This is a genomic window from Azospirillum sp. TSO22-1 (assembly GCF_003116015.1).
Lineage (GTDB): Bacteria > Pseudomonadota > Alphaproteobacteria > Azospirillales > Azospirillaceae > Azospirillum.
The window spans coordinates 1-23,155 of the sequence record NZ_LGQZ01000003.1; the positions used below are offsets into that span (position 1 = coordinate 1).

25 protein-coding genes are annotated in these 23,155 nt (G+C 66.6%); 16 read left to right on the forward strand and 9 right to left on the reverse strand.

Features of this window, described 5'->3' with window-relative positions; genetic code table 11:
* Positions 1-163 precede the first annotated feature (163 nt).
* Entirely contained in the window at positions 164-1,069 is a 906-nt protein-coding gene (locus TSO221_RS00670; protein WP_109116557.1) for a LysR substrate-binding domain-containing protein, read from the reverse strand.
* A gap of 161 nt (positions 1,070-1,230) precedes the next feature.
* On the opposite strand from TSO221_RS00670, the gene TSO221_RS00675 reads away from it, so the two are divergent.
* The 13 genes from TSO221_RS00675 (at position 1,231) to TSO221_RS34780 (ending at position 12,355) form a co-directional block, all read left to right on the forward strand.
* Positions 1,231-2,265 carry an ABC transporter substrate-binding protein gene (locus tag TSO221_RS00675; RefSeq protein ID WP_109116558.1) on the forward strand — a complete coding sequence of 345 codons (1,035 nt, stop codon included), beginning with the start codon at positions 1,231-1,233 and terminating at the stop codon, positions 2,263-2,265.
* Between the two features lie 36 nt (positions 2,266-2,301).
* Positions 2,302-3,357, forward strand: coding sequence for an ABC transporter ATP-binding protein (locus TSO221_RS00680; RefSeq protein ID WP_109116559.1), 1,056 nt, complete (start codon positions 2,302-2,304; stop codon positions 3,355-3,357).
* Complete coding sequence (locus tag TSO221_RS00685) at positions 3,354-4,286, forward strand: ABC transporter permease (RefSeq protein WP_247877856.1); 933 nt, start codon at positions 3,354-3,356, stop codon at positions 4,284-4,286. The genes TSO221_RS00680 and TSO221_RS00685 overlap by 4 nt, the downstream gene beginning before the upstream one ends.
* On the forward strand, positions 4,283-5,083 hold the full coding sequence (locus tag TSO221_RS00690; protein WP_109116560.1) for an ABC transporter permease: 801 nt from the start codon (positions 4,283-4,285) through the stop codon (positions 5,081-5,083). The genes TSO221_RS00685 and TSO221_RS00690 overlap by 4 nt, the downstream gene beginning before the upstream one ends.
* 8 nt (positions 5,084-5,091) lie before the next feature.
* On the forward strand, positions 5,092-6,222 hold the full coding sequence (locus TSO221_RS00695; RefSeq protein ID WP_109116619.1) for an FAD-dependent oxidoreductase: 1,131 nt from the start codon (positions 5,092-5,094) through the stop codon (positions 6,220-6,222).
* A complete protein-coding gene (locus TSO221_RS00700) occupies positions 6,203-6,499 on the forward strand; it encodes a (2Fe-2S)-binding protein (RefSeq protein WP_109116561.1) in 297 nt (98 codons plus the stop codon). The genes TSO221_RS00695 and TSO221_RS00700 overlap by 20 nt, the downstream gene beginning before the upstream one ends.
* Positions 6,496-7,917 (forward strand): NAD(P)/FAD-dependent oxidoreductase, encoded by a 1,422-nt coding sequence (locus TSO221_RS00705; protein ID WP_199229347.1) that lies wholly within the window; start codon positions 6,496-6,498, stop codon positions 7,915-7,917. Before TSO221_RS00700 ends, TSO221_RS00705 begins: the two co-directional genes overlap by 4 nt.
* 2 nt (positions 7,918-7,919) lie before the next feature.
* Positions 7,920-9,044, forward strand: a complete 1,125-nt coding sequence (locus tag TSO221_RS00710) for an FAD-dependent oxidoreductase (RefSeq protein ID WP_109116562.1) — start codon at positions 7,920-7,922, stop codon at positions 9,042-9,044.
* Positions 9,045-9,071: 27 nt separating this feature from the next.
* Positions 9,072-9,419, forward strand: coding sequence for a RidA family protein (locus TSO221_RS00715; RefSeq protein WP_199229348.1), 348 nt, complete (start codon positions 9,072-9,074; stop codon positions 9,417-9,419).
* 42 nt (positions 9,420-9,461) lie between these two features.
* Entirely contained in the window at positions 9,462-9,809 is a 348-nt protein-coding gene (locus TSO221_RS00720; protein WP_109116563.1) for a RidA family protein, read from the forward strand.
* A gap of 319 nt (positions 9,810-10,128) precedes the next feature.
* Positions 10,129-10,746, forward strand: coding sequence for a recombinase family protein (locus TSO221_RS00725; RefSeq protein ID WP_109116564.1), 618 nt, complete (start codon positions 10,129-10,131; stop codon positions 10,744-10,746).
* A 247-nt stretch (positions 10,747-10,993) separates the two neighbouring features.
* Positions 10,994-11,296, forward strand: coding sequence for a hypothetical protein (locus TSO221_RS34775; protein WP_146208661.1), 303 nt, complete (start codon positions 10,994-10,996; stop codon positions 11,294-11,296).
* A gap of 147 nt (positions 11,297-11,443) precedes the next feature.
* Positions 11,444-12,355: a hypothetical protein gene (locus tag TSO221_RS34780; protein WP_146208662.1), complete on the forward strand. Its 912-nt coding sequence runs from the start codon at positions 11,444-11,446 to the stop codon at positions 12,353-12,355.
* Between the two features lie 186 nt (positions 12,356-12,541).
* On the opposite strand, the gene TSO221_RS00730 is transcribed toward TSO221_RS34780, so the two are convergent.
* From TSO221_RS00730 to bdcA, 4 genes are all read right to left on the reverse strand, one after another.
* Complete coding sequence (locus TSO221_RS00730) at positions 12,542-13,009, reverse strand: hypothetical protein (RefSeq protein WP_146208663.1); 468 nt, start codon at positions 13,007-13,009, stop codon at positions 12,542-12,544.
* Positions 13,010-13,031: 22 nt separating this feature from the next.
* Positions 13,032-14,453, reverse strand: coding sequence for a caspase family protein (locus tag TSO221_RS00735; RefSeq protein ID WP_109116566.1), 1,422 nt, complete (start codon positions 14,451-14,453; stop codon positions 13,032-13,034).
* A 457-nt stretch (positions 14,454-14,910) separates the two neighbouring features.
* Positions 14,911-15,840, reverse strand: coding sequence for an alpha/beta hydrolase (locus TSO221_RS00740; RefSeq protein WP_109116567.1), 930 nt, complete (start codon positions 15,838-15,840; stop codon positions 14,911-14,913).
* Between the two features lie 34 nt (positions 15,841-15,874).
* A complete protein-coding gene (bdcA, locus tag TSO221_RS00745; RefSeq protein WP_109116568.1) occupies positions 15,875-16,588 on the reverse strand; it encodes an SDR family oxidoreductase in 714 nt (237 codons plus the stop codon).
* A 144-nt stretch (positions 16,589-16,732) separates the two neighbouring features.
* Between bdcA and TSO221_RS00750 the strand changes: the two genes are divergently transcribed.
* Positions 16,733-17,257: a TetR/AcrR family transcriptional regulator gene (locus tag TSO221_RS00750; protein ID WP_247877858.1), complete on the forward strand. Its 525-nt coding sequence runs from the start codon at positions 16,733-16,735 to the stop codon at positions 17,255-17,257.
* A gap of 165 nt (positions 17,258-17,422) precedes the next feature.
* On the opposite strand, the gene TSO221_RS00755 is transcribed toward TSO221_RS00750, so the two are convergent.
* Both TSO221_RS00755 and TSO221_RS00760 read right to left on the reverse strand, forming a co-directional pair.
* A complete protein-coding gene (locus TSO221_RS00755) occupies positions 17,423-18,541 on the reverse strand; it encodes a hypothetical protein (RefSeq protein WP_109116570.1) in 1,119 nt (372 codons plus the stop codon).
* 213 nt (positions 18,542-18,754) lie between these two features.
* A complete protein-coding gene (locus TSO221_RS00760) occupies positions 18,755-19,669 on the reverse strand; it encodes a LysR family transcriptional regulator (RefSeq protein ID WP_109116571.1) in 915 nt (304 codons plus the stop codon).
* 109 nt (positions 19,670-19,778) lie between these two features.
* Between TSO221_RS00760 and TSO221_RS00765 the strand changes: the two genes are divergently transcribed.
* Positions 19,779-20,438, forward strand: coding sequence for a DsbA family protein (locus tag TSO221_RS00765; protein ID WP_109116572.1), 660 nt, complete (start codon positions 19,779-19,781; stop codon positions 20,436-20,438).
* Positions 20,439-20,497: 59 nt separating this feature from the next.
* Positions 20,498-21,376, forward strand: a complete 879-nt coding sequence (locus TSO221_RS00770; RefSeq protein ID WP_247877859.1) for an MBL fold metallo-hydrolase — start codon at positions 20,498-20,500, stop codon at positions 21,374-21,376.
* A gap of 535 nt (positions 21,377-21,911) precedes the next feature.
* Here the strand turns inward: TSO221_RS00770 and TSO221_RS00775 are convergent.
* Entirely contained in the window at positions 21,912-22,823 is a 912-nt protein-coding gene (locus TSO221_RS00775) for an ornithine cyclodeaminase family protein (RefSeq protein ID WP_199229349.1), read from the reverse strand.
* Positions 22,824-22,875: 52 nt separating this feature from the next.
* Positions 22,876-23,103 carry a hypothetical protein gene (locus TSO221_RS34785; protein ID WP_146208664.1) on the reverse strand — a complete coding sequence of 76 codons (228 nt, stop codon included), beginning with the start codon at positions 23,101-23,103 and terminating at the stop codon, positions 22,876-22,878.
* Between the last annotated feature and the right edge of the window lie 52 nt (positions 23,104-23,155).

Sequence of the window (23,155 nt, forward strand, 5' to 3'; positions counted from 1 at the left end):
GAAGGGGTAGGATTCGAACCTACGTACGCTGACGCGGGCAGATTTACAGTCTGCTGCCTTTAACCACTCGGCCACCCTTCCGGCCAGGGCGGCGAGACATAGCCGCTCCGGGGCACGGCCGTCAAGCCGGCGCTGCTGCACGCCGCGAAAAAGCGTGCGGCCCTCACAGGCTCGCGTCGAGCCTGAAGGCGGCGACGGCGTCGCGGAATTCCGTCAGGAAGTCCTGGGCGAGCGTGGACAGGGACCGCTGCGCCGAGGTCAGCACCGCCATGTCGATGTGGATGGCCGGGTCGAAGGGACGGATGGCGATGCCGCGCCCCTGGTATTCCTGGGCGGTGAACGGATCGACGATGGCGACGCCGCTGCCCTCCGCGACCATGGCGCAGGCGATCATGGTCAGCTGCGTCTCGACGCGCTGCTGACGGCTGACGTCGTGGTCGGCGAACGTCGCGTCGATGCGGTAGCGCAGCAGCGTCGACTGGCCCAGCGAGATGAACGGCTCGCCAGCGAAGTCCCGCGGCGCGAGGCGGGCCTTCTCTGCCAGCCGGTGGCCGCTCGGCACCACGGCGACCGCGGCGACCGCCGGCAGCTTCTCGCTCAGCACGGTGGCGTGCTCCACCGGCGTCTGCCCGAAGCCCAGCTCGCACTGCCCCGCGGCGACCCAGTCGAGAACCACCGTCGAACTGCTGCCCCACAGGGAGACGTCGACGCGCGGACGCTGCGCCAGGAAGCGCGCGACGAAGCGCGGCAGGAAACCGATGGCCAGCGCTGGCATGGCGGCGACGCGCAGCGTGCCGGCGCGGCGCGCGTGCAGGTCGCGCGCCCGCTGCTCGATCCGGTCCAGCCCGACGAAGGAGCGCTCCACCTCCTGGTACAGCGACTGCGCCTCGCTGGTCGGCATGATCCGCGAGCCGCGGCGCTCGAACAGGGTCAGCTTGAGCGCGTGCTGCAGGTCGGTGATCAGGCGGCTCACCGCCGGCTGCGAGACGTTGAGCAGCTCGGCGGCCGAGGTGATGCCGCCGGTCAGCATGACCGCGCGGAAAGCCTCGATCTGGCGCGGGTTGAGCATCGGCGTTGGTCCGTCCGCTGGGTGAGGGCGGGCACAGCATAACATTTGCGTATGGTGGACCCCAGCAATTCGATTTGACGGTTATAGATGCGTGGGGCCAGCATTCGTCCGCGACGCATCGCGCCTTGCGGGGCGCCGGGACAACGAAGGGGGGCAGAGGAATGCGGTATGCGGTTTACGGCCTGATGATGACCGCCGCCATGTGGTGCGGCGCGGCCCAGGCCCAGCAGAAGACCCTGTACGTCGCCGCCTACGGCGGATCGTTCGAGCAGACCATGCGCAAGGACGTCATTCCCGCCTTCGAGCAGAAGCACAGCGTGAAGGTGGAGTACGTCGCCGGCAACTCGACCGACAACCTCGCCAAGCTGCAGGCGCAGAAGGGCAACCAGCAGATCGACGTGGTCATCCTCGACGACGGCCCGATGTATCAGGCGGTGGCGCTCGGCTTCTGCGGCGACCTCGCCAAGGCCCCGGTGTACGACGACCTGTACGATCTGGCGAAGATCCCCTCCAACAAGGCGGTCAACTTCGGCGCCGTCGGCACCGGCATCGTCTACAACAAGAAGGTCTTCGACGAGAACGGCTGGCCGGCGCCCGCCTCGTGGAAGGACATCGAGGACGCCAAATACAAGAAGAAGCTGGTCGTCCCGCCGATCAACAACTCCTACGGCCTGCACGCGCTGGTGATGATGGCGCGCCTGAACGGCGGCGGCGAGAAGAACATCGAGCCGGGCTTCAAGGAGTTCCGCGACAAGGTCAACCCGAACGTCCTGGTCTACGAGCCGTCGCCCGGGAAGATGACGGAGCTGTTCCAGAGCGGTCAGGCGCTGGTCGCGGTGTGGGGCTCGGGCCGCGCCAAGGCGCTGGCCGACACCGGCTTCCCGGCCGCCTTCGCCTACCCGAAGGAGGGCGGCATCGTGCTGGCCTCGGCGGCCTGCCCGATCGCCGGCAGCGCCAAGGCGGCGGAGGCGCAGGCGTTCGTTCAGCACATGCTGGCCCCCGAGGTGCAGACCGCGCTCGCCACCGGCGCCGGCTTCGGCCCGGTCAACCGGACGGTGAAGCTGGCGCCGGAGCAGCAGGTCGGCCTGCCCTACGGGCCGGAGCAGATGGGCAAGCTGCTGGTGGTCGATTGGGACACCATCAACGCCAACCGCGAGGCCTGGAACAAGCGCTGGACCCGCGAGATCGAGCGCTGACGCGGGCGCTCGGGGCGCGGAGTGGGAGACGGAACGATGCCATACTTGGTTCTCGACAGACTGACGAAGCGGTTCGGGCACTGGACGGCGGTCGATGAGCTGTCGCTGACGGTGGAGAAGGGGGAGTTGATCTCCCTGCTCGGCCCCTCCGGCTGCGGCAAGACGACGACGCTCCAGATGATCGCCGGCTTCCTCGACCCGAGCGCGGGGCGGGTCACGCTGGACGGCACCGACCTGCTGGCGAAGAAGCCGAGCCAGCGCGGCCTCGGCATCGTCTTCCAGAGCTACGCCCTGTTCCCGCACATGACCGCGGCGGAGAACGTCGCCTTCGGGCTGGAGATGCGCGGCATCTCCCGCGCCGAGCGCGACCGCCGGGTGGCCGACGCCCTGGCCTTGGTCGGGCTCGGCGCCTTCGGCGACCGCTACCCCCGGCGGATGTCCGGCGGCCAGCAGCAGCGCGTGGCGCTCGCCCGCGCGCTGGTCATCGAGCCGAGCCTGCTGCTGCTCGACGAGCCGCTGTCCAACCTCGACGCCAAGATGCGCGAGGAGATGCAGGTCGAGCTGCGGCGCATCCAGCGCCGCGTCGGTACCACCATGATCCTGGTCACCCACGACCAGGCGGAGGCGATGGCGCTGTCCGACCGCGTCGTCGTCATGAACAAGGGCCGGGTCGAGCAGATCGCCGCCCCGCAGGAGGCCTACGACCGCCCGGCCAGCGCCTTCGTCGCCAACTTCCTCGGCCGCACCAACCTGCTGCAGGGCGTGGTGCGGCACGAGGGCGGCGCGCCGGAGGTCGTCGTGGCCGGCGCCCGCTGGCCGGTCGGCGCCGAGGTGCCGGCCGGCCCCGGCGTCATCACCGTCCGCCCGGAGAAGATCGTCTTCGTGCCGGAGGGCGTCCCCGGCGTGGTGCAGGCCCGCGTCTTCCAGGGCACGCAGTGGCTGTTCGAGGTGACGACCGAGGCCGGCCCGCTGACCGTCATCCGTCAGCACGACGGCCAGCCGCTGCCGTCGGAGAGCGAGTGCGTCAGCCTCGGCTGGCGGAGCGAGGACATGCGCGTGATGGCGGGGACCGCCCGGGCGGGTGCGTCGTGACCGCGGTGCCGAACGCCGGCGCGGCGGCGCCCGATCCCGCGGCGGCCACGACGCCGCCGGCCGCCGGAGCCGCCGCGCCCCGGTTGTGGGCGCCCTACCTGCTGAGCTTGCCGGCGCTGATGCTGTTCGGCGGGCTGCTGGTGGTGCCGCTGGCAATGACGGTGCTGCTGTCGCTGAACAGCTTCGGCTTCTACACCGGCATCCAGGACGTCTGGCAGCTCGGCAACTACATCGACATCCTGACCGACGGGTATTTCCACGAGGTCTTCCTCCGCACCTTCCGCATCGCCGTGTCGGTGACTCTATTGTCGGCCGTGCTGGGCGCGCCGGAGGCCTACGTCCTGCGCCGCATGAACACGCCCTGGCGCGGCATCTGCCTGCTGATCGTGCTGGGGCCGCTGCTGATCTCGGTGGTGTCGCGCACGCTGGGCTGGGCGCTGCTGTTCGGCTCCACCGGGCTGATCAACCAGGGGCTGATGGCGGTCGGCCTGATCGCCACGCCCATCGAGTTCATGTACACCGAGACCGGCGTGGTGATCGCGCTGACCCACGTGCTGGTGCCGTTCATGGTGCTGTCGGTGTGGGCCTCGCTGCAGCGCATCGACCCGCAGGTGGAGAACGCCGCGGTGTCGCTGGGCGCCGGCCCCTTCACCGTGCTGCGCCGCGTCGTGCTGCCGCAGGTGGTTCCCGGCATCCTGTCCGGCTCGATCATCGTCTTCGCGCTGGCGGCCAGCGCCTTCGCCACCCCCGCCATCATCGGCGGCCGGCGGCTCAAGGTGGCGGCGACGCTCGCCTACGACGAGTTCCTCAACACGCTGAACTGGCCGCTCGGCGCCGCGGTCGCGGTGCTGCTGCTGCTCGCCAACATCCTGATCATCGTCGGCTGCAACCGGCTGGTCGAACGTCGCTACAAGCAGGTGTTCGAATGACCCGCAACGGCCCCCTCGCCCTGACCTTCCACGTGCTGTTCCTGGGCTTCCTGCTGGCGCCCATCCTGGTCGTCTGCGTGGTCGCCTTCACGCCCGAGGGCTATCTGTCGCTGCCGACGCGCGGGCCGTCGCTGCGCTGGTTCGCGGCGATCGGCAACAACCCGGAGTTCGTGCGCGCCTTCCGCGACAGCCTGCTGCTCGGCGCCGTGTCCTCGACGCTGGCCATCGCCGTCTCGATCCCGGCAGCGCTGGCCATCGCCCGCCACCGCTTCCCCGGCCGCGAGGCGATCACCGCGCTGTTCCTGTCGCCGCTGATGGTGCCGCACATCGTGCTGGGCATCGCCTTCCTGCGCTTCTTCACGCAGATCGGGCTGGGCGGCACCTTCGCCGGGTTGGTGCTGAGCCACGTCATCATCATCCTGCCCTTCGCGCTGCGCCTCATCCTGGCCGCCTCCACCGGCATGGACCGCGCGGTGGAGAACGCCGCCATGTCGCTGGGCGCTTCCGCCTGGACCACCTTCCGCCGGGTCACGCTGCCGCTGATCCTGCCCGGCGTGGCCAGCGGCTGGGTGCTGGCCTTCATCAACAGCTTCGACGAGGTGACGATGACCGTCTTCATCGCCTCGCCGGAGACGACGACGCTGCCGGTGCGGCTCTTCCTCTACATCCAGGACAACATCGACCCGCTGGTGGCGGCGGTGTCGGCGGCGCTGATCTTCCTGACGGTCGCCGCGATGCTGGCCCTCGACCGCCTGTACGGGCTTGAGCGGCTGCTGGTCGGCCGCGGACAGGAGTGACGATCACCATGTCTGACCTTTCAGGAAGCGAGTACGACGTCGCCGTGGTCGGCGGCGGGCTCGTCGGGTCGGCGACTGCCTGGGGCCTGGCGCGCCTCGGCCAGAAGGTCGCGCTGCTGGACGAGGGGGACGTCGCCGTCCGCCCGTCGCGCGGCAACTTCGCGCTGGTCTGGGTGCAGGGCAAGGGCCTGGGCATGCCGGAATACGCCGGCTGGACCAAGCGCTCCGCCGACGGCTGGACCGAATTCGCCGCGCTGCTGCGCGACCAGACCGGCATCGACGTCGCCTACGACCGGCCGGGCGGCTTCTTCCCCGCGCTGTCCGAGGCGGAGCTGGAGGCGCGCGCCCAGCAGCTGCAGCGGCTGCACAACCAGCCGGGCGTGGTCCGCTACGATTACGAGATCCTCGACCGCGCGGCGTTGAGGCAGGAGTTGCCCTTCATCGGCCCGGACGTGGCGGGGGCCAGCTACTGCCCGCTCGACGGGCACTGCAACTCGCTGCGGCTGCTGCGGGCGCTGCACGCCGGGCTCCAGCATTCCGGCGTCGCCTATCGGCCGAACCGGCGGGTGGAGCGCATCGAGGCGCGCGACGGCGGCTTCCGTCTGGCGACCGGGGGCGGGGAGGTCGGCGCCGGCAAGGTCGTGCTCGCCGCCGGGCACGACAACATCCGCCTCGCGCCGATGGTCGGCCTGGACGCGCCGGTGCGGCCGGAGCGCGGCCACATCATCGTCACCGAGAAGACCATCCCCTTCCTGCGCCACCCGGTCGGCTTCATCCGCCAGACCGACGAGGGCGGGGTGATGATCGGCGATTCCTTCGAGGACGCCGGGCTCGACGTCGGGGTGCGGGTCGGTGTCGTCTCCACCATCGCCGAGCGGGCGGTGCGCATCTTCCCGCTGCTGGGTCCGCTCAACGTCGTGCGGACCTGGGCGGCGCAGCGGGTGATGAGCCGCGACGGCTTCCCGATCTACGAACAGTCAGCGACGGCGCCCGGCGCCTTCCTCGCCACCTGCCACAGCGGCGTCACGCTCGCCGCCAACCACGCCCTGGCGCTGGCGCCGCACATCGCGGCCGGCCGCCTGCCCCAGGAATTCGACGTCTTCAGCGCCCGGAGGTTCCATGTTCCAGAGGCTGCCTAACGCCGCGGCGGAGCGCGTGCCCTTCACCATCGACGGCCGCCCGGCGGAAGCGCAGGCCGGCGACAGCGTCGCCGCCGCCCTGCTGGCGAACGGCGTGCAGACCTGCCGGGCCACGCCGGTGTCCGGCGCGCCGCGTGCCCCCTACTGCATGATGGGCGTGTGCTTCGATTGTCTGGTGACCATCGACGGCGTCGGCAACCGGCAGGGCTGCCAGGTGCGGCTGGAGCCGGGGATGCGCGTCGAGACCCAGGACGGCAAGCGGGAGATCGGGCTGTGAGCGCGACGAAGGACCAGTATGACCTCGCGGTGATCGGCGCCGGCCCGGCCGGCCTCGCCGCCGCGACCCTGGCGGCCCAGCGCGGCCTTTCCACCGTGCTGCTCGACGAGCAGGAGGCGCCCGGCGGCCAGATCTACCGGGCGATCACCCGCACGCCGCTGCGCAACCCCGGCGTCCTCGGCCCCGACTACTGGCACGGCGCCGAGTTGACCGGGCCGTTCCGCGACAGCGGCGCCGACCACCTGCCCGGCACCACGGTGTGGAGCGTGTCGCGCGACCTGGAGATCGGCCTGTCGCGCCAGGGCGCGGCGCGGATCCTGCCGGTGAAGCACGTCATCCTCGCCACCGGCGCGCTGGAGCGGCCGTTCCCCATCCCCGGCTGGACGCTGCCCGGCGTGATGGGCGCCGGGGCGGCGCAGATCCTGCTGAAGGCTTCAGGGCTGGTGGCACAGGGCAACGTGGTGCTGGCCGGCAGCGGGCCGCTGCTCTGGCTGTTGGCGTGGCAATACCTGCGCGCCGGCGCCCGCATCGACGCCATCCTTGACACCACCCCGCGCGAGAACTGGCGCGCCGCGCTGCCGCAGCTCGGCGCCTTCCTGCGCTCGGACTATGTCGGCAAGGGTGTGCGGCTGCTGTTCGAGGTGCGCCGCAAGGTCAAGGTCTACAGCGGGGTCAGCGAGTTGAAGGCGCTCGGCGACGGGCGTGTGCAGATGGTCAGCTTCCGCCAGGGCGACGGCGAGGAATGGCGGCTGCCGGCCGACACGTTGCTGCTGCACCAGGGGGTGATCCCGAACATCAACCTCGCCAACGCCATCGGCTGCGCCCAGACCTGGGACGAGACGCAGCGTTGCTGGACGCCGCAGGTGGACGCGTGGGGCGCCACCACGGTGCCGGGCGTCGCCGTCGCCGGCGACGGCGCGGGCATCGGCGGTGCGCTGGCGGCGGAGCACCGCGGCCGGCTGGCGGCGCTCGACGCGCTGCTGCGCCTCGGCCGCATCGATCGGGTCGAGCGCGACCGCAGCGCCGCCCCACACCGCGACGCGCTGGAGCGGGCGCAGCAGGGCCGCGACTTCCTCGACACGCTGTACAGCCCGGCCAAGCCGTTCCGCGTGCCGCCGGACGACACCATCGTCTGCCGCTGCGAGGAGGTGACGGCGGGGCAGGTGCGCGAGGCGGTGGCGCTCGGCTGCAGCGGCCCCAACCAGACCAAATCGTTCCTGCGCTGCGGCATGGGGCCGTGCCAGGGCCGGCTGTGCGGCCCGACGGTGACCGAGGTGATCGCCGAGGCGCGCGGCGTCTCGCCGGCCGAGGTTGGCTACTACCGCCTGCGCCCGCCGGTGAAGCCGATCACGCTGGCCGAGCTGGCCTCGCTGCCCAAGAGCGAGGCCGACGTCGCCGCCGTGCTGGGCCGGCACTGACCATGTCCCGACCCGATGCCATCGTCATCGGCGGCGGCCTGCACGGCTGCTCCACGGCGCTCCACCTTGCGCGGCGCGGCGTGCGGGCGCTGGTGCTGGAGAAGGACCACGTCGGCCGCCACGCCTCGGGCGTGAACGCGGGCGGTGTGCGTCAGCTCGGCCGCCATGTGGCGGAGATCCCGCTGTCGGTCGCCGCCATGGTGCTCTGGCACCGCATCGCCGAGTTGGTGGGCGACGACTGCGGGTTCGAGAGCCACGGCCAGATCAAGGTTGCCGAGAACGAGGCGGAGCTGGCGGCCGGACGCGACCGCGTCGCGCAGCTCAACGCCCTTGGTTTCACGCACGAGGAGGTGGTCGACGAGGCCGAGCTGCGCCGTCTGGTGCCGGCGATCGCCGACCATTGCGTGGGCGCCGTGGTGTCGCGCGGCGATGGCGCGGCGCTGCCGTACCGCACCACGCTGGCCTTCAAGCGCAGGGCCGAGAGCCTCGGCGCCCGCTTTGTCGAGGGCGCGGCGGTGAGCCGCGTCGCGCGCGCCGGCGGCGGCTGGCGCGTCGAGACCGCCGCGGGCGAGGCGCACGAGGCGCCGGTGCTGGTCAACTGCGCCGGCGCCTGGGCCGACCGCGTCGCGGCGCAGCTCGGCGAGCCGGCGCCGCTGGAGCCGATGGCGCTGATGCTGATGATCACGGCCCGCATGCCGCCGTTCGTCAAGCCGGTGGTCGGGGCGACCGGGCGGACGCTGTCGTTCAAGCAGTTCGCCAACGGGACCGTGCTGATCGGCGGTGGCATGCGCGGGCGCGCCTGGCGCGACGAGAACCGCACCGAGCTGGACTTCGCCAGCCTGTCGATCAACGCCCGGACGGTCTGGGACCTGTTCCCGATCATGCGCGGCGCCACGATCGTCCGCGCCTGGGCCGGCATCGAGGGGCGGATGCCTGACGATATCCCGGTGATCGGCCCGAGCGCCACCGAGCTCGGCGCCTTCCACGCCTTCGGCTTCTCGGCGCATGGCTTCCAGCTCGGCCCCATCGTCGGGCGGATCCTCGCCGACCTGATCATCGACGGCCGCACCGACCTGCCCATCGAGCCCTTCCGCATCCAGCGCTTCCGCCAGATGGCGGAGGCCTGACCAACCCCGTCCTTCAGGAGAGCGTCCGTGCCCATCCAGCGCTTCCACCCCGGCCCGCGCATGAGCGAGATGGTCGTGCACAACGACACCGTCTATCTCGCTGGCCAGATCGCCGACGACGGCTCGACCGACGTGGAGTCGCAGACCCGCGACGTGCTGCGCCAGATCGACGCCCTGCTGGCCGAGGCCGGCACCGACAAGAGCCGACTGCTCACCGCCACGGTCTATCTGGCCGATATCGGTGCCTTCGCGGCGATGAACCGGGCGTGGGACGAGTGGGTGGACCGCGCCAACCCGCCGGCCCGCGCCACCGTCGAGGCGCGCCTCGCCGCGCCCGAGTACCTCGTCGAGATCCAGGTCATGGCGGGGCGCTGAGCGCCGTCCGTTTCCCCACCCTGCAAACTTTGGGAGTCTTCCGTGGTCAAGCGCATCGAAAAGACCAAGATTATGCACCGCGCCGTCGAGCACAACGGCATCGTCTTCCTGGGCGGCATCATCGCCGACGACGTGAGCGTCGGCATGCATGGCCAGACGCAGCAGATCTGCAGGAAGCTCGACGCGGTGCTGGCGATGGCCGGCACCGACCGGACGAAGCTGCTGTCGGCGCAGCTCTACATCACCGACATGGCGCAGAAGGAGGAGATGAACGCCGCATGGCTGGAGTGGCTGGATGGCGGAGACCTTCCGGCGCGCGCTACCATCGGGGTGGCCGACCTCGGCAGCCCGTCGGTTCTCATCGAGGTGGTGGTGACCGCCGCGGCCTAACTGTGCGTTAACGCATAAGCTGAGACAACCGAGTAAGGTGCGGCGGGCATTTTGGAGACGGCCTGACAGCATAAGTCGCGACTAAAATGCCCCATAAGGTGAGAATTCCCGCATTGATTTGCGCAAATCCTGAGATTTTCCGCTGAGGCCCACCCATCCGGAGGCCCATCGCATTTGGCGGGATCGATCATCAGCGATGGGACTTTCAATTTTCGGCTACACGGGCGCAAACGCCGCCTTTTGCCACACCGGCGACCCGGAACCCAAGCCCCTGGAGACGTGTTGCAAAAGTCGTGGCGAAATCATGTGGTGAAAGGGCATGGGGAGGGCCGCCGCCACACGTACCACTCCACGCCTGATCGGGTATGCCCGAGTGTCCACCGATGATCAGCGGTTGGATCTGCAGATGGACGCCCTGACCAAGGCGGGGGTGGAGCCCGAGGACATCTGGACCGATACCGCGTCCGGCCTGACGGTAGCGAGGCCCGGTTTGGCCGGCGTGCTGAAGGCCGTGCAGCCCGGCAACGTATTGGTGGTTTGGAAGTTCGATCGTTTGGCACGTTCGACCCTGGAGTTGCTAAAGATCGCCGATCAGCTCAAGCGGAAGGGCGTCGGTCTGCGCAGCCTGACGCAGGGCATCGACACCAGCGGTCCGGCGGGGGCTCTGGTCTTTGCGGTGCTCGCCGCTGTCGCGGAGATCGAAGCCACGATGATCTCGGAGCGAACCATTGCCGGGATGGAGGCGGCGAGGATCCGCGGCGTTCACCTCGGGCGGCCTCGAAAGCTCACCGACAAGCAGTGTGCGATGATCGAGACGCTGCTCAGGAACCGGCATGGTTGCCAGACGGCGCGGCAGATCGCCGAACAGTTCGGAGTGGAGCGCACAACGATGTATCGCGCGCTCCGGGAGCGCCGTGCTCGAATGGGCAAGGGGTGAAAAGTGGTTTGCGCGGTATCGAACTGATTATAGCGGAAAGTACGGACAACCCATTATTCTCACTGCATACCCTGGTGTGGCGCCAAAATGCCGCAGCTTGGCGTCGACACGTCCAAGGAATGATCCGATAGGGTGCGCAACGCGATTGAGCACTTCTTGGATGGTTGCCGAAACTTGGGAGCCTCCTTTATAGGCTCAGATCTAATAAGCGAAACCCTACACCCCTACCGCAACACAGGAATATAACATGAGTGGCATACATTTGAAATTAGAAGATGTGATTGTTCCGGAAATTCATCAATACGAGTCCACTATCGGTTCTTCGGTATCGGAAGATGACTTGCCGTACGAATACAGCGAGATTGATAGAACGCTGCCAGTCTATACGACCGTAACGGAACAAAGCCGCTCTGACGGGGCTCGGAGCTATCAAGTGACCGTTAATGTAAAGATCGAGGAGCCTGGCAAAGCAGCTCGACTTGAGACACGTCACTTTGATGTTGATCACAACACGAATGACGGCTCATTTAGATTTAAACGCACCAGATAACTTTAAGTAGGTAGGCCCGCCCGTGTCGACGCGCTGGATACCGACCGGTGTCCCACGATATTAATCTGTAGTGAAATGGAACGGGCGCGCGGGCACGGGACTCACTCTTTTAGACAAATCGTAATCATTCAAGGGAAAGGTGCTGTTGTGACGAAAAATATCAACTATACCACAATATTAACTGCTGCAATTGCCTTTTTAGCTCTACTCCAGATCCCTCAGTCTCAAGCGCAGACTGCACCCATCACGTCACAACAGTCCTCATCCTCCAGTTCAGCCAGCGTGAGCCAATCAGCAACGGCGCTGGCCGCATCTCAACAGCCTATTGCTTCTCAGCCCTCCACAGGGGGCGGTGTTTCCTCGATTGCGGCCAAACCTGCATCCGGCAACGATGATTGGCATTTCCGTACCGTTGCTACCATCATCGCTGCCCTGATCGCTGCTGTCGCAAGTGTGGTGTCAGTTATTTGGAATTCTCATTCAAATCGGAAGTTACAAGAGATCGTGTTGCGCGAAAGTGGGAAAATAAAAGAAAAAGAAATAGAAATCAATAGGATTTCAAAAGAAAGCGATCTAAAGAAAGAGATATCCCTTAAAATGGCGCAATTCAGGTTGGAGTGGATTAATAATTTAGGCGACCAATTCGCAATATTTCATTCATGCGCTATCAGGCTTGGCTTTAAACCAGTTGAATCAGGCAACGGAGAGGCGTCTGATGTTCATCAACAGATGTTCCAAGCGGCCACAAGGATCGAGTTGTTGATGAACCATCAAGATCCTGCATTCGCCGACCTCAAGCGGGCGATGCACAGAATTGACCAGCTGGTATGGGCGCGCCTTGAAGGGCGAAAAGATCTCAAAGGCGCCATCAAGGAAATGAAGGAACTTGACAGCAATTATGTCGAGCTCGCTAACGGTATCCTTAAGAGAGAATGGCAAAGGACGAAAAAGCATTTGCGTGAAGATACTGTTGAAGTCTCTGCCCTCAAGTCAGATACAGAGTCGCCCTCCAACCAAGTTGCGGTTGTGCGGGATCTTGTCGAAATTCCTATGCGCTGATGGTGCCGGGCCCAGCACCACCTGAGAGGTGATGGGATCGATTGCAGCGAAAAGGGGATGCCACACTGGGCTGTGGAGGGGCCGCTGCTCGACGCAAGCGGCCAACATACGAGCACGGGCAACTCGCTGCTATGGATTGTCCTCGCGCCGAGGAATCGGGACGTCGCCAGCACGAGGAAATTCTCCCTAGCGCCGCTTGCGCCCATCGATCATGGCGATGCGCTGGTTCACCGTCTCCGGGACCGCCAAGCCGCTGCAGACGTTGAGCATGAACGTCAGGCATTTGTATTCGGAACTGATGGCCCGCTTGTAATATGTGAGTGCCGCGTCGTGCAGCCCCAGGCCTTCCGCGCTTCTGCCCAGATAGTACCAGGAGATGTCCTGGTTGTACCCGATGGTGATGACCAGCTTGGCCAGATCGTCCCATCGGCCGGCATCGTGAAGGTTCCGCATGGTCGCCTGACCGGAGCCGAACCTGGTGGCGCACGCCAGATAGCAGTCAAGTTCCGCCTTGCCCGACACAAACTCATCGACAATCTGGTCAACGTTCTTCGTGTTGATTTCGTCGATGCGCGCTGAGCACGCCCCCACTACGGCCATTGCCGCCGCGGCAGCACAAACACCCAGGGCATGTGAAAGCGGGACCGGAGTCATGGCGCACCTGTCGTGTTGAGCGCTATTTCAGCCAATTTTCCTTCAGCTTCTTCTTCAGCATGCCGACGCCCTCGTCGGCGCCCCCGGCCGGCGCGGCGCTTTCGGCGCTTAGGGGGACCACTGGCTGGGCACGGCCGGCGGGCACAGGACCCGCATCGCTGCCGCTCTGGGCGACCGCTTGATCGAGCCGTTGCAGCGCCTTTCCGGCGTCCGCATGGCCTGCCTCCGCCGCCTTGCGGAACCAGGTACGCGCCTGGGCAAGGTCACGCTTCCCGCCCCGGCCTTGCTCGTACAGGACGCCGATCTGGTACTGGGCGGCGATGTGCCCCTGGTCGGCCGCCTTGCGGAACCACTGCCTCGCCTGGGTATGGTTCTTCTGCCGGAGCGCCTCCTCGCCCCGGCGAAACGCCTCCTCCATCGAGACTGGCTGTTCGGCCGGTGGTGGCGTCAGCGCCAGTTGCTGCGGCTCGTCCTTGCGCGGCAGCGCGCTTGTGGCGGCCGGCGGTGGCTTGCGCTCCAACTCCTCGATCCGGAGCCGGGCCAGCGCAGCGAAGGTCCCCGTCGGGTATTGCTCCAGATAGGCGCGGAACAGGGCCGGGTTTCCGCTGCCGGCGATCGAGTTCCAGTAAGTGAGCTCGATCTGCCGCTCGTCGAAGGCGCTGACCGCAGAGGGCGGTGTCACGTTGATGGTGAGGTTGAATACGAAGTCGCCGGTCAGAGACGACGATTCCCACGGCGTCTGCGCCCCGCCCGTGCGTTTGACGACATTAGCGCGCACGCGCTTGAACACCTCCTCGGCCTTGAGGTCGGGCTGGGCCAGCATTTTGAGGAGTTCGGCGGTGTAAACGCCGTTCCCGCCATCGCCGTCCAGCGCCACCGAACCCGGCGCGGTGGCGTAGGCCACCAGCGTGCCGCGCGCGGCGTCCATGGCCGCCAAGCCGCGGGCGCCGCCGCGGAAGCGGCGTTCAAAGGGGTTGTTGCGGCAGGCGTCGAGGATGATGAGATTCACCCGGTTGTCCGCCTCGCCCATCTGCTCTGTGACGGATTCGACCGCCACCGCCTCGAACCGCACGGCGGCTTCCGAGGCGACCGTGGCGTCCACCGGCACCAGGTAGTTCTGCCCACGCACCTGCACCCCGTGTCCGGCGTAGTAGAAAAGGCCGACGCCGCCCCCCTTGAGGTCTGCGCCGAAGTCGAGGATCGCCTTCTGCATCTGCCGCAGCGAGGCGTCGGTCACCAGCGCCACCTTGAAGCCGAGGCGGTGCAGCGTCGCGGCGATGGCCTTGGCGTCGTTCACTGGGTTCTTGAGCGGCGTCTCCTTGTAGGCGGCATTGCCGATAACCAGCGCCAAGCGCTGCTCCGCATCGGCCGACAGCGCCGGCCGGATGGGCGGGCCGCACCACACGGCCACGAGGGCAATCGCAATGATGAGGCGCCGCACCATGGCCCGCCGCGTGTCGATCCGAAAGGGTGTAGTCCGCAACGATGCGCCGGCCTTGCAGCGATTTCCACAGCGGAGACGGGGGAGCCGCGACGCGTTGGAGTTGATCCGGCATCGGAACCGCCCCTCCCGGCGTGCCTAGGCAGGTCGGTCGATCGGCCCCCGCTCTTTCAACGGCCCAAATGCCGAGGGCACTTGGCAGGGCGCATCTCGCCCGGCAGCGTCGAAATAAATTCCGAGACAAGGGGGTGATTGGCACGACGCGCTGGAGCACCGTATAACGCCTGCTTCAGGTCTCAGAGCTGCCGCCACCGATGTGGCGAAAGGGGACGGCGGCTCCCCGGTCGATGATGGTCCGCTTGGCGCCAATAGTATCGAAAAATTGGCGGCCGGGCTCTGTTGCAAAAGACTCGGTGCAGCGGGGAGTAGTCTTCGCTAAGAGTCGTCATCCGGTGCTTTGCTATTGCCTTCTGGCATCAAGGAAAGTGCGCACTACGGTGGTGGTTCCCTGCGGATTTTCTTCCATGATCCAGTGACCGGAGTCCGGCAGGATGGCTTCCTGAACGTTCTCGGCGGCGAAGCGCATCACCGTCGCCATCGTCGGCCCGAAAGACTTTTCGCCGCCGACGGCAAGCACCGGCATCGTGAGCTTGCCGCGGCCGGCCAGGAATCCCTTGTTGTCAGCGGCGTCCTGGTCGAAGGCCGCGAACTGCGCAAAACCGGAGTGCATGGCGCCGGGCAGCGCGTAGAGCTTGGCGTAATGGTCGCGCGCCGCCTCGCCGATGCGATCAGGGTGGGCAGCGAACTCGTTCCAGAAGCGGTCAAGATAGATGCGCTCGCGCCCGGCGACGAGATGCTCCATGTCCGGGCCGCCAAACCGGAAATGCCAGAGCAACGGCGTCTTTAAGATCTCCTCCCAGGGGCCGATGCCCGGCAGCGGCGCGTCGATCAGCACGAAGCGACCGACACGCTCGGGATGCTGCGCGGCGAAGGCGTAGCCGACCATGTTGCCGATGTCGTGGGTGACGAGGTCCGCGGTGGCGATCTTCAGCGCGTCGAGCACGCCGGCGACGTCGCCCGCCTGGGTCTTCTTGTCGAAGCCGCCGGCCGGCTTGGACGACAGCCCGAGGCCGCGCAGATCCGGCACGACCACCGTATGGTCGCGGGCGAGGTCGGCCGCCAGCGGCGCCCACATGTTGCCGGTCGAGGCATAGCCGTGCAGGAGCACGACGGCCGGACCCGTGCCGCCGACGCGCACGTGGATGGTGGCGCCGTTCGTCGCGATCTCGTGAGTGTGGAAGGTTGCGGGGAATGTTTGGACCTGCGCGGACGCTGGGGCGGTCAGCGCCAGTATTGCGACGGCGCCGGTGGCCAGTAGGGTGCGGAGCATGTCGGATCTCCTCGAGAGTCGGGAATATGTCGGATCAGGCGCCGAAGCCGCCGTCGATGGTCTGGAGCGAGCCGGTGATCATCGCGCCGTACGGGCCGGCGATGAACGCGGCCAGTTGGGCGATCTCGCCGGTGCGGGCATGCCGCTTGATGGCCATAAAACTGTGCATCAGTCCCGCCATCGGCCCATCGGCGGGGTTCATGTCGCTGTCGGTCGGTCCCGGCTGGATGGCGTTGACGGTGATGCCGCGTTCGCCGAAGTCGCGGGCCAACCCACGGACCATGCCCTGCACCGCCGATTTGGTGAGCGCGTAGGCAGCGCCGCCGGCAAACGGCATGCGGTCGCCGTTGACCGAGCCGATCACGATGATGCGACCGTTCGCGTTCATCCGCCGCGCCGCCTCGACCGCGGCGTGGTAGGGCGCGCGGACGTTGACGTCGATCATCCGGTCGACGGCGTCGGGATCGAGCGTGAGCGGGTCGCCCAGGACCAGCGCGCCCGCGTTGACCACGAGGATATCCAGCGCACCACGGTCGGCCACGGTGGCCACCAGCGCGCCGCGGTCGGCGTTGTCGGTCCGGATCGCCTCGGCGCCCGTCTCCGCAGCCAGCGCCTCGGCCGCGTCCTTCGACCCGGCGTAGGTGAAGGCGACGGTGCCGCCGTCCTCGGCGAAGCGCCGAACGATCGCCGCGCCGATGCCCCGGCTGCCGCCGAGGACCAGGATGTTCTTGCCCGTAAAACCAGCCATGATCGGCCCCTTGTGTTTGTGTAGTGGGTACTATAAATTAGCCGGACAGCAGACGCAAGAGGATGTTTAGTGAGCGCTACAAAAATACCTGGAGCGCGCGGGCGGCCACGCTCCTTCGACCCCGAGCGGGCGGTCGAGACCGCCATGAAGCTGTTCCACGCGCGCGGCTACGACGCCGTAGGCGTGGCGGAGCTGAGCAGCGAACTGGGCATCAAGCCGCCGAGCTTCTACGCCGCCTTCGGCAGCAAGGCCGGGCTGTTCGAGCGCGCCCTCCAGCGCTATGCCGCGGGCGAGGGCAACGTCTTTGCGCACGCGCAGGCCACAGGCGGCAACGTCGGCGCGGTGCTGGAGCGCACGCTGTTGCGGGCGGCACACGTCTACCCCCGGCGAGACGGGGCTGCCGGTTGCCTGGTGCTCGACGGAACGCGCAACAGCGCCGATCCCGAGGCGAGCGCGCTGAGCGCCGCCGCACGGAAGGCGAGCTGCGCCACCATCCGGGACTTCGTCGCGGCGCATGCGGTCGTGCGCGCAGAGGAGGTCGCCGACTTCGTGATGATCGCGCTTCTCGGCATGTCGGCGGCGGCGCGCGACGGCGCGGACGAGACGACACTGCGGACCTTCGCCGAAAACGCTGGCCGCGCGTTGCGCCGCGAGTTCGGGCTGGAGTGACGGCCAAAGGCCGGCCAGCCTCACAAACGGATGTCAGCCAAGCATGCACACGTCGTTCCGGGTGATTGACGGTCCACTGTACTGTCGCGAAAGGGGAGTTGCCTTCCTCCGGCTCACCGGTAGGGCAGCGACGCCCCGACGGGAAGCGTCGCTGCAAGCCGAGCATTAAGTCTTTGGGTTTTTGGCGGGCTTTTCGTTGGCTGGGCTCGGCGTACCCGCTCCGCCGACTGGTGCGGTGGTCGGAACGCCCTTGCAGGATTTCGAGAGAACGGAGATGTGCTCCGTGAGCCCGCCGACGTTGAACGTAAAGTCGATATACGCACTTCTGCGCGGCTGGATGCGGATGAAGAACTTCTTAGCCTTGAGAATTCGAGCGATGAACTCGCTTTCCTTGCCTGGATAGAATACGGCCTTACTATTGGTAGCTTCATTCCAATTGCCTGATTTCGCAGGCTCGTCGTCGTACCGGTAGGTAACCGGTATCTTGTCGTTGTCGCCGAATAGCAGATCTCCTCCGGCCGTGATCAGAACGTCCAGATTGCGATCGCGGCAACGAATGAAGAGCGTCCCTCGGCTGGCCGCCGCCCCATCGGGCGCCACAGCATTCAGCATGAGGGTTGCGTTCGTGCTGTCGTCCAGGGGCGACTTTTCTTCCAACACGATCCATGTGGGCGACGAAGGCGCCGGCGTGCTGGACGAGTCCGATTCGGGCTGGCTCGGCAGTCCGCCGTCCGCCGGCTTAGCAGTCTTATTGGAGCCTGGAGCGAAGAGAGCGCTCAGGGTCGCACCGCCGTTGACCGACCGCACCCTAAATGTCATCGACTCGGTTGATTCCGTCGGCCAGTGACTTTCTCTGAGCTTCGCGCACTGCTGGGTCAAGGTCATGCTGAGCAGACGCTCTTGAAGCTTGCTTCCCTTTAGAAGGTCCCCTCGGCTATCGGTGGTTTCAATATCCACATCTCCTCCGGCCAGTCGCGTCACCTTGAAGTATTCACTATACGTAGACCGAGAAGTCTCAAGCGAGGCGAGGCGAGGCACGCGGAGATTGTCCTCGTCGCGGCACAGGCCCAGCGAGTACGTATAAATATAACCGTGATCGCCCACTCCGAGGCTCGAGACGGTTAGTTTTTCGATTTTGGGCGCGAGCTCATTCCAGTTCATATCGAGCTTGAATCCGTCGTGCGGCGAGGGATCCTGCGCAACAGCAGGCCCTCCAGCCATCAGCATCGTTGCACATAAAGTGATCAGCGCGCCTATGGCGCTGAGTCGCGGTTTCTGGGACATCTCCGGTCCTCTCTAACCAGTCAGTCTGCAGCGACTATGATCACGGCAACCAGGGCGCGACAAGGGTGCCAACCGCTCGTCTGAGTTGGTCCTGGGTAGTAGGGACCAGTTTAGTGGCGAAAGGGGACGCCGGATCCGGAGCCGCTTGATAATCCGCTTCGCGCCGAAAATCTTGGAACAGTCGGCGGTAACCGCGCGCCGGTGGGTGGGCGGTCACCCTTGCGCGTCGCGCCGCCGCCGTTCCCGCTCGGCCAGCATGTCGACGAAGATACGGACCTTGGTGGGGCGGAAGCGGGCGGCCGGGAAGACCGCGTGGATGCCTCCGGAAGGCAGACTCCAATGCGGCAGGACCCGGACAAGGCGGCCCGAGGCAAGATCGTCGGCAACCGCATAGTCAGGCAGCACCGAAAGCCCGGCTCCCTCGCGCACCGCCTCCCGGACCGCGAACGTCGCGTCCAGGGAGATCGCCGCCCGCGTCGTCACTATCCGCCGCTCGATCTCGTTCCGTGAGAACTGCCAGTTGAGCGGCTCCCGCAACGCTGTGTTGGCGACAAACGGCAGGGTCGCGATGTCTTCGGGGCCGGAAAGCCCGGCAAGTCGGTCGGCCAGCACCGACGCCGCGACGAGCAACTGGCGGAACGAACCGAGGCGGCGGGCCTGGAAACTGGTGTCGGTCAGCCAGCCGACCCGGATGGCCAAATCGATGTTGCGGGCCACGAGGTCGAGGGACTGGTCGGCCAGCACGACATCGGCCTTGCAGGCGGGAAAGCTTCGGGTGAAGGCAGTGATGGCCGGCACGACGACGGACACGCCGTAGTCGAAGGGCGCGGTCAGCCGGATGAGGCCGGACGGCGTCGCCGCCGTCTCGGCCAATTCCTCGAACGCGTCCTCCGCTTCACGCAGGACCAGGGCGCAACGCTGGTAGAAGGTCCGTCCGGCTTCGGTCGGCTCCACCTTGCGCGTGGTGCGGACCAGGAGCGTAGTGCTGACGTCCTCCTCGAGCCGTGCGACCTGCTGGCTGACCACGGCCTTGGTGATGCCGAGCCGCTCCGCTGCTCCGGTAAACGAGCCCGTCTCCACCACTGCGGCGAAATAGGTGAGACGGTTAAGGTTTCTCGGTTCGTTCATGGCCTGGATACGCGAATTTGTATGCTGATAGCATACAGTATGTCTGCTTTGCGTGGCCTACACCACACAACTGCGAAAGGCTAGTGTCACAGCTGGCACGGAGGCTGACATGACGCCGCCCAAGACCCTGACCTATCTGTTCGATCCGCTCTGTGGCTGGTGCTACGGCGCCTCGCCGGTGATCGCGACCCTGGCCGACGCCCAGGGCGTCACGTTGGAGATGGCGCCGACCGGGCTGTTTTCCGGCGACGGCGCCCGGCCGATGGACGACCGCTTCGCGGCCTACGCGTGGTCGAACGACCAGCGCATCGCACGTCTGACCGGTCGGCACTTCACCGAACTCTACCGGACCCGCGTGCTCGCCGATCGCCGGCAGATGCTTGACAGCGGCCCGGCGACCTTGGCGCTGACGGCCGTTTCGCTGTCCGCACCGGACCGCGAAGCCGAGGCGCTCAGTGCGATTCAAGCCGCACGCTACGTCGACGGGCGGGATGTCACGGCGTTGTCGACGCTGACCGAGGTGCTGACGGCCCTTGGGCTTGTGGAAGCCGCCGCCCTGATCGCGCAGGCGGGCGCCGGGCTTCTGGCCGCAAACCGGTCGCGCATGGATCGCGCCCGGGCGCTCATGACCGAGTTCCGCGCCGACGGCGTGCCGGCCCTCGTCGTCGATGACGGGGCGAAACGCTGGATGCTGCACGCGAGCGCCCTCTTCGCCGCCCCCGACGCCCAGGCCGTCCAGTTGGGGGCCGCCCGGCTGGGTGCCGCATAACCCGCCCCGCCCCTGATTTTCAACGAGGGAGAATCACCATGCTCACGCGGAGAGACATCATGAAGACCATCGCCGTCGGAGGCACCGCCATCACGTTCGCTCCCCTGAACGAATCCGCGGCGGCCGGCGGCGGGCTGAGCTGGAAGCACTTCCCGGCCGGCGAACACGGCTTCTTCCGCGCTCCCGTCCTGATTTCGGGTACTAATGACACCATCCTCATCGACGGGGGCTTCACCCTGGCGGATGGCAAAGCCCTAGCCGACGCGATCAAGGCGACGGGCAGGACGCTGACCGCGGTTTACGTCAGCCAGAGTGACCCGGACTATTATTTCGGTCTTGCCCCCATCAAGGCGGCTTTCCCAGCCGCCCGCGTTATCGCCGCCTCCGCCACGATCGACGCGATCAAGGGCAACGTCGAGAAGAAGCTGGCCACCTGGGGGCCGCAGCTCAAGGAGAACGGCCCGCAGACGCTCGCCGACGTGGTGATGCCCGAGGCCTTCGACGGACGCTCGCTCAGCCTCGATGGCCAATCCATCGAGATCGTCGACGCGGAGGGCCTCACCAATCGCCGCTATCTCTGGGTGCCCTCGCTCGGGGCGATCTTCGGTGGCGTCATGGTCTTTTCCGGCCTCCATGTCTGGACCGCGGATACGCAGAGCAAGGAGTCCAGGGCGGCCTGGGTGAAGACACTCGACACCATGGCGGCACGCAATCCGAACATCGTGGTCGCCGGCCATCAGGCGCCCGGCGCAGCCTCAGACGCCGCGGCCATCACCTACACAAAGGCCTACCTTCTCGCGTTCGAGGAGGAATTTGCGAAGGCGGCGAACAGTGCCGACCTCATCGCGGCGATGACCAAGCGCTATCCCGACGCGGGTATGGGCATCGCCCTGCAGATCGGCGCCAAGGTGGCGACCGGTGAAATGAAATGGGGATGACGCCGCACCGTTGTGCCGGTTCCTGCCGCGGTTTGAACACCAGACCCAGGGACCGGCCCGGCATGCAGCCGTCCTCACAGAGGCTCTCGGCGGCCCCGCGGCGGCATGCCTGTGGGTCTATGCGCGCGACAACCGCGCCAACGCCGACACCACCGCTCCGGCTGTGCTTCACCGCTATACGCCGGTCGCAAGGGGGAGCATCCGCCGATAGGGCTGTGGTGAAAGGGGAGGGCCTCAGCATGAGGTACCGAAAAGCAGCGGAGGCAGCACCGCTACGCCAAACTCCCAGATATTGGTAATTAATGGTTTGTATATTTACACTATCGTTTCCGTCAATGAAAGACTATTTCAACTATATGGCAAAAAAAGGAGGGGGCGAGCCCCTCAGTTTCAGGGAGGAATACGACTGAACCTTCGGGAACGCACGTTGAAGGCTCAGCGTTTCAGGCGAACACGCGCCTGAGCTCTGAACTCAAATCAACAGCCGCTGCGTCATCGATGCTGGCAGGCGAAACAACAGCAAGCTCGCGTTGCCTCAGACACGTGAACCAAGCCGCTGCACAACCAAGTTTGCCAACGCGACGTCCTCAACCCCTACGCCGACCGACTTGTAAACGATGATCTGTTCGTCGTCGCTCCGCCATGCGGCGGGACTGGCAACAACAGCACCCAGTTCCTCCACACGCCCCCAGTCCACCGCGTCGCCGGCGAGGATCAGGTCTCCCGCCTCGCGACGGGCCTGCGGTTTCCATTCCACCACGATGCGTCCGGCGCGTTCCAGCAGCAGCGCATCGATCTCACGGGCGACGGGCTTGCTCGACCCGATCGCCGCAACGAAGGCCCCCGGCTTCACGGCATTTCCGGAGAAAAGCGGGGCCGTGGCGCGCGTGGCGGTCACGATGATGTCGGCATCCTGCAGGGCGTCCGCCGCGTTGGTCGCCGTTGCATGCACGCCAAACCGCTCGCGGACCCAGGCGGCACACGCATCGGCCGCGTCCAGGCCGACGATGCGCACGGTGCGGAACGGGCGGGCGGTCACAAAGGCTTCCAGATGAGCGCGGGCCTGGACCCCGGTGCCGAAGACGGCGAGCACCCCGGCGTCGCGCCGGGCCAGGGCGTTGGCGGCCACCACGGTGACCGCGGCGGTGCGGTACTCGGTCAGTGCATTGCCTTCCATGACGGCGATCAAACGCCCGTCCACGTTGGAAAACAGGGAGAGGAGGAAATTGAACTTGCCGCCGACCGTCGGGTAGACCTTGGCGCCCATGACGCCGGCGCCGGAGAGGATGGCGCCCATCATGCTGAGCGACACGCCGTCGCCGTGCGCCCGGACACGCTCCTGCATGGCGCCGCTGCCATGACCGTAGTCCCGAAAGGCATCCGTCATGGCGGCGACCGCATCGGGAAAGGTAAGGACGCTGCGCACGTCCGCGTCGCTGATGAACACCGTCACCTCCTGAATTCAAGGAAAAATGGTCGCGGGTCGGCCACGGCACACGTCAAACGGATGGGGGCCTCGACGCGCCGGCGCGGTCCAATCCCAATTTGGCGTAGACAGAGTGGTGGATGAGCGTGCCCGTCTTCAGGTCACGCAGTTCAATCGTGAATCCGATGCCGCTGCCCGAAAAGATCTCTTCGATCCGTTTGACACAGATCTTGACCGTTTCAGATGCATTCGGAGACACCGCGATACTGTCCTGGACAAAGCAGCTGATTTCATATCGCATCGCTTGCTCCCTGGGTTGTTCATGCAACAAGGCGACAACGCCCCTATCACGG

Bases quoted from the DNA above. Each gene is read 5' to 3' on its own strand.
- bdcA (WP_109116568.1), bottom strand. From the start codon at position 16,588: ATGGCTGGTTTTACGGGCAAGAACATCCTGGTCCTCGGCGGCAGCCGG.
- TSO221_RS34785 (WP_146208664.1), bottom strand. From the start codon at position 23,103: ATGCGATATGAAATCAGCTGCTTTGTCCAGGACAGTATCGCGGTGTCT.
- TSO221_RS00710 (WP_109116562.1), top strand. From the start codon at position 7,920: ATGTCCCGACCCGATGCCATCGTCATCGGCGGCGGCCTGCACGGCTGC.
- TSO221_RS34775 (WP_146208661.1), top strand. From the start codon at position 10,994: ATGAGTGGCATACATTTGAAATTAGAAGATGTGATTGTTCCGGAAATT.
- TSO221_RS00680 (WP_109116559.1), top strand. From the start codon at position 2,302: ATGCCATACTTGGTTCTCGACAGACTGACGAAGCGGTTCGGGCACTGG.
- TSO221_RS00690 (WP_109116560.1), top strand. From the start codon at position 4,283: ATGACCCGCAACGGCCCCCTCGCCCTGACCTTCCACGTGCTGTTCCTG.
- TSO221_RS00730 (WP_146208663.1), bottom strand. From the start codon at position 13,009: ATGACTCCGGTCCCGCTTTCACATGCCCTGGGTGTTTGTGCTGCCGCG.
- TSO221_RS00695 (WP_109116619.1), top strand. From the start codon at position 5,092: ATGTCTGACCTTTCAGGAAGCGAGTACGACGTCGCCGTGGTCGGCGGC.
- TSO221_RS00740 (WP_109116567.1), bottom strand. From the start codon at position 15,840: ATGCTCCGCACCCTACTGGCCACCGGCGCCGTCGCAATACTGGCGCTG.
- TSO221_RS00770 (WP_247877859.1), top strand. From the start codon at position 20,498: ATGAAGACCATCGCCGTCGGAGGCACCGCCATCACGTTCGCTCCCCTG.
- TSO221_RS00670 (WP_109116557.1), bottom strand. From the start codon at position 1,069: ATGCTCAACCCGCGCCAGATCGAGGCTTTCCGCGCGGTCATGCTGACC.
- TSO221_RS00765 (WP_109116572.1), top strand. From the start codon at position 19,779: ATGACGCCGCCCAAGACCCTGACCTATCTGTTCGATCCGCTCTGTGGC.
- TSO221_RS00675 (WP_109116558.1), top strand. From the start codon at position 1,231: ATGCGGTATGCGGTTTACGGCCTGATGATGACCGCCGCCATGTGGTGC.
- TSO221_RS00755 (WP_109116570.1), bottom strand. From the start codon at position 18,541: ATGTCCCAGAAACCGCGACTCAGCGCCATAGGCGCGCTGATCACTTTA.
- TSO221_RS00760 (WP_109116571.1), bottom strand. From the start codon at position 19,669: ATGAACGAACCGAGAAACCTTAACCGTCTCACCTATTTCGCCGCAGTG.
- TSO221_RS00700 (WP_109116561.1), top strand. From the start codon at position 6,203: ATGTTCCAGAGGCTGCCTAACGCCGCGGCGGAGCGCGTGCCCTTCACC.
- TSO221_RS00735 (WP_109116566.1), bottom strand. From the start codon at position 14,453: ATGGTGCGGCGCCTCATCATTGCGATTGCCCTCGTGGCCGTGTGGTGC.
- TSO221_RS00750 (WP_247877858.1), top strand. From the start codon at position 16,733: ATGAAGCTGTTCCACGCGCGCGGCTACGACGCCGTAGGCGTGGCGGAG.
- TSO221_RS00725 (WP_109116564.1), top strand. From the start codon at position 10,129: ATGGGGAGGGCCGCCGCCACACGTACCACTCCACGCCTGATCGGGTAT.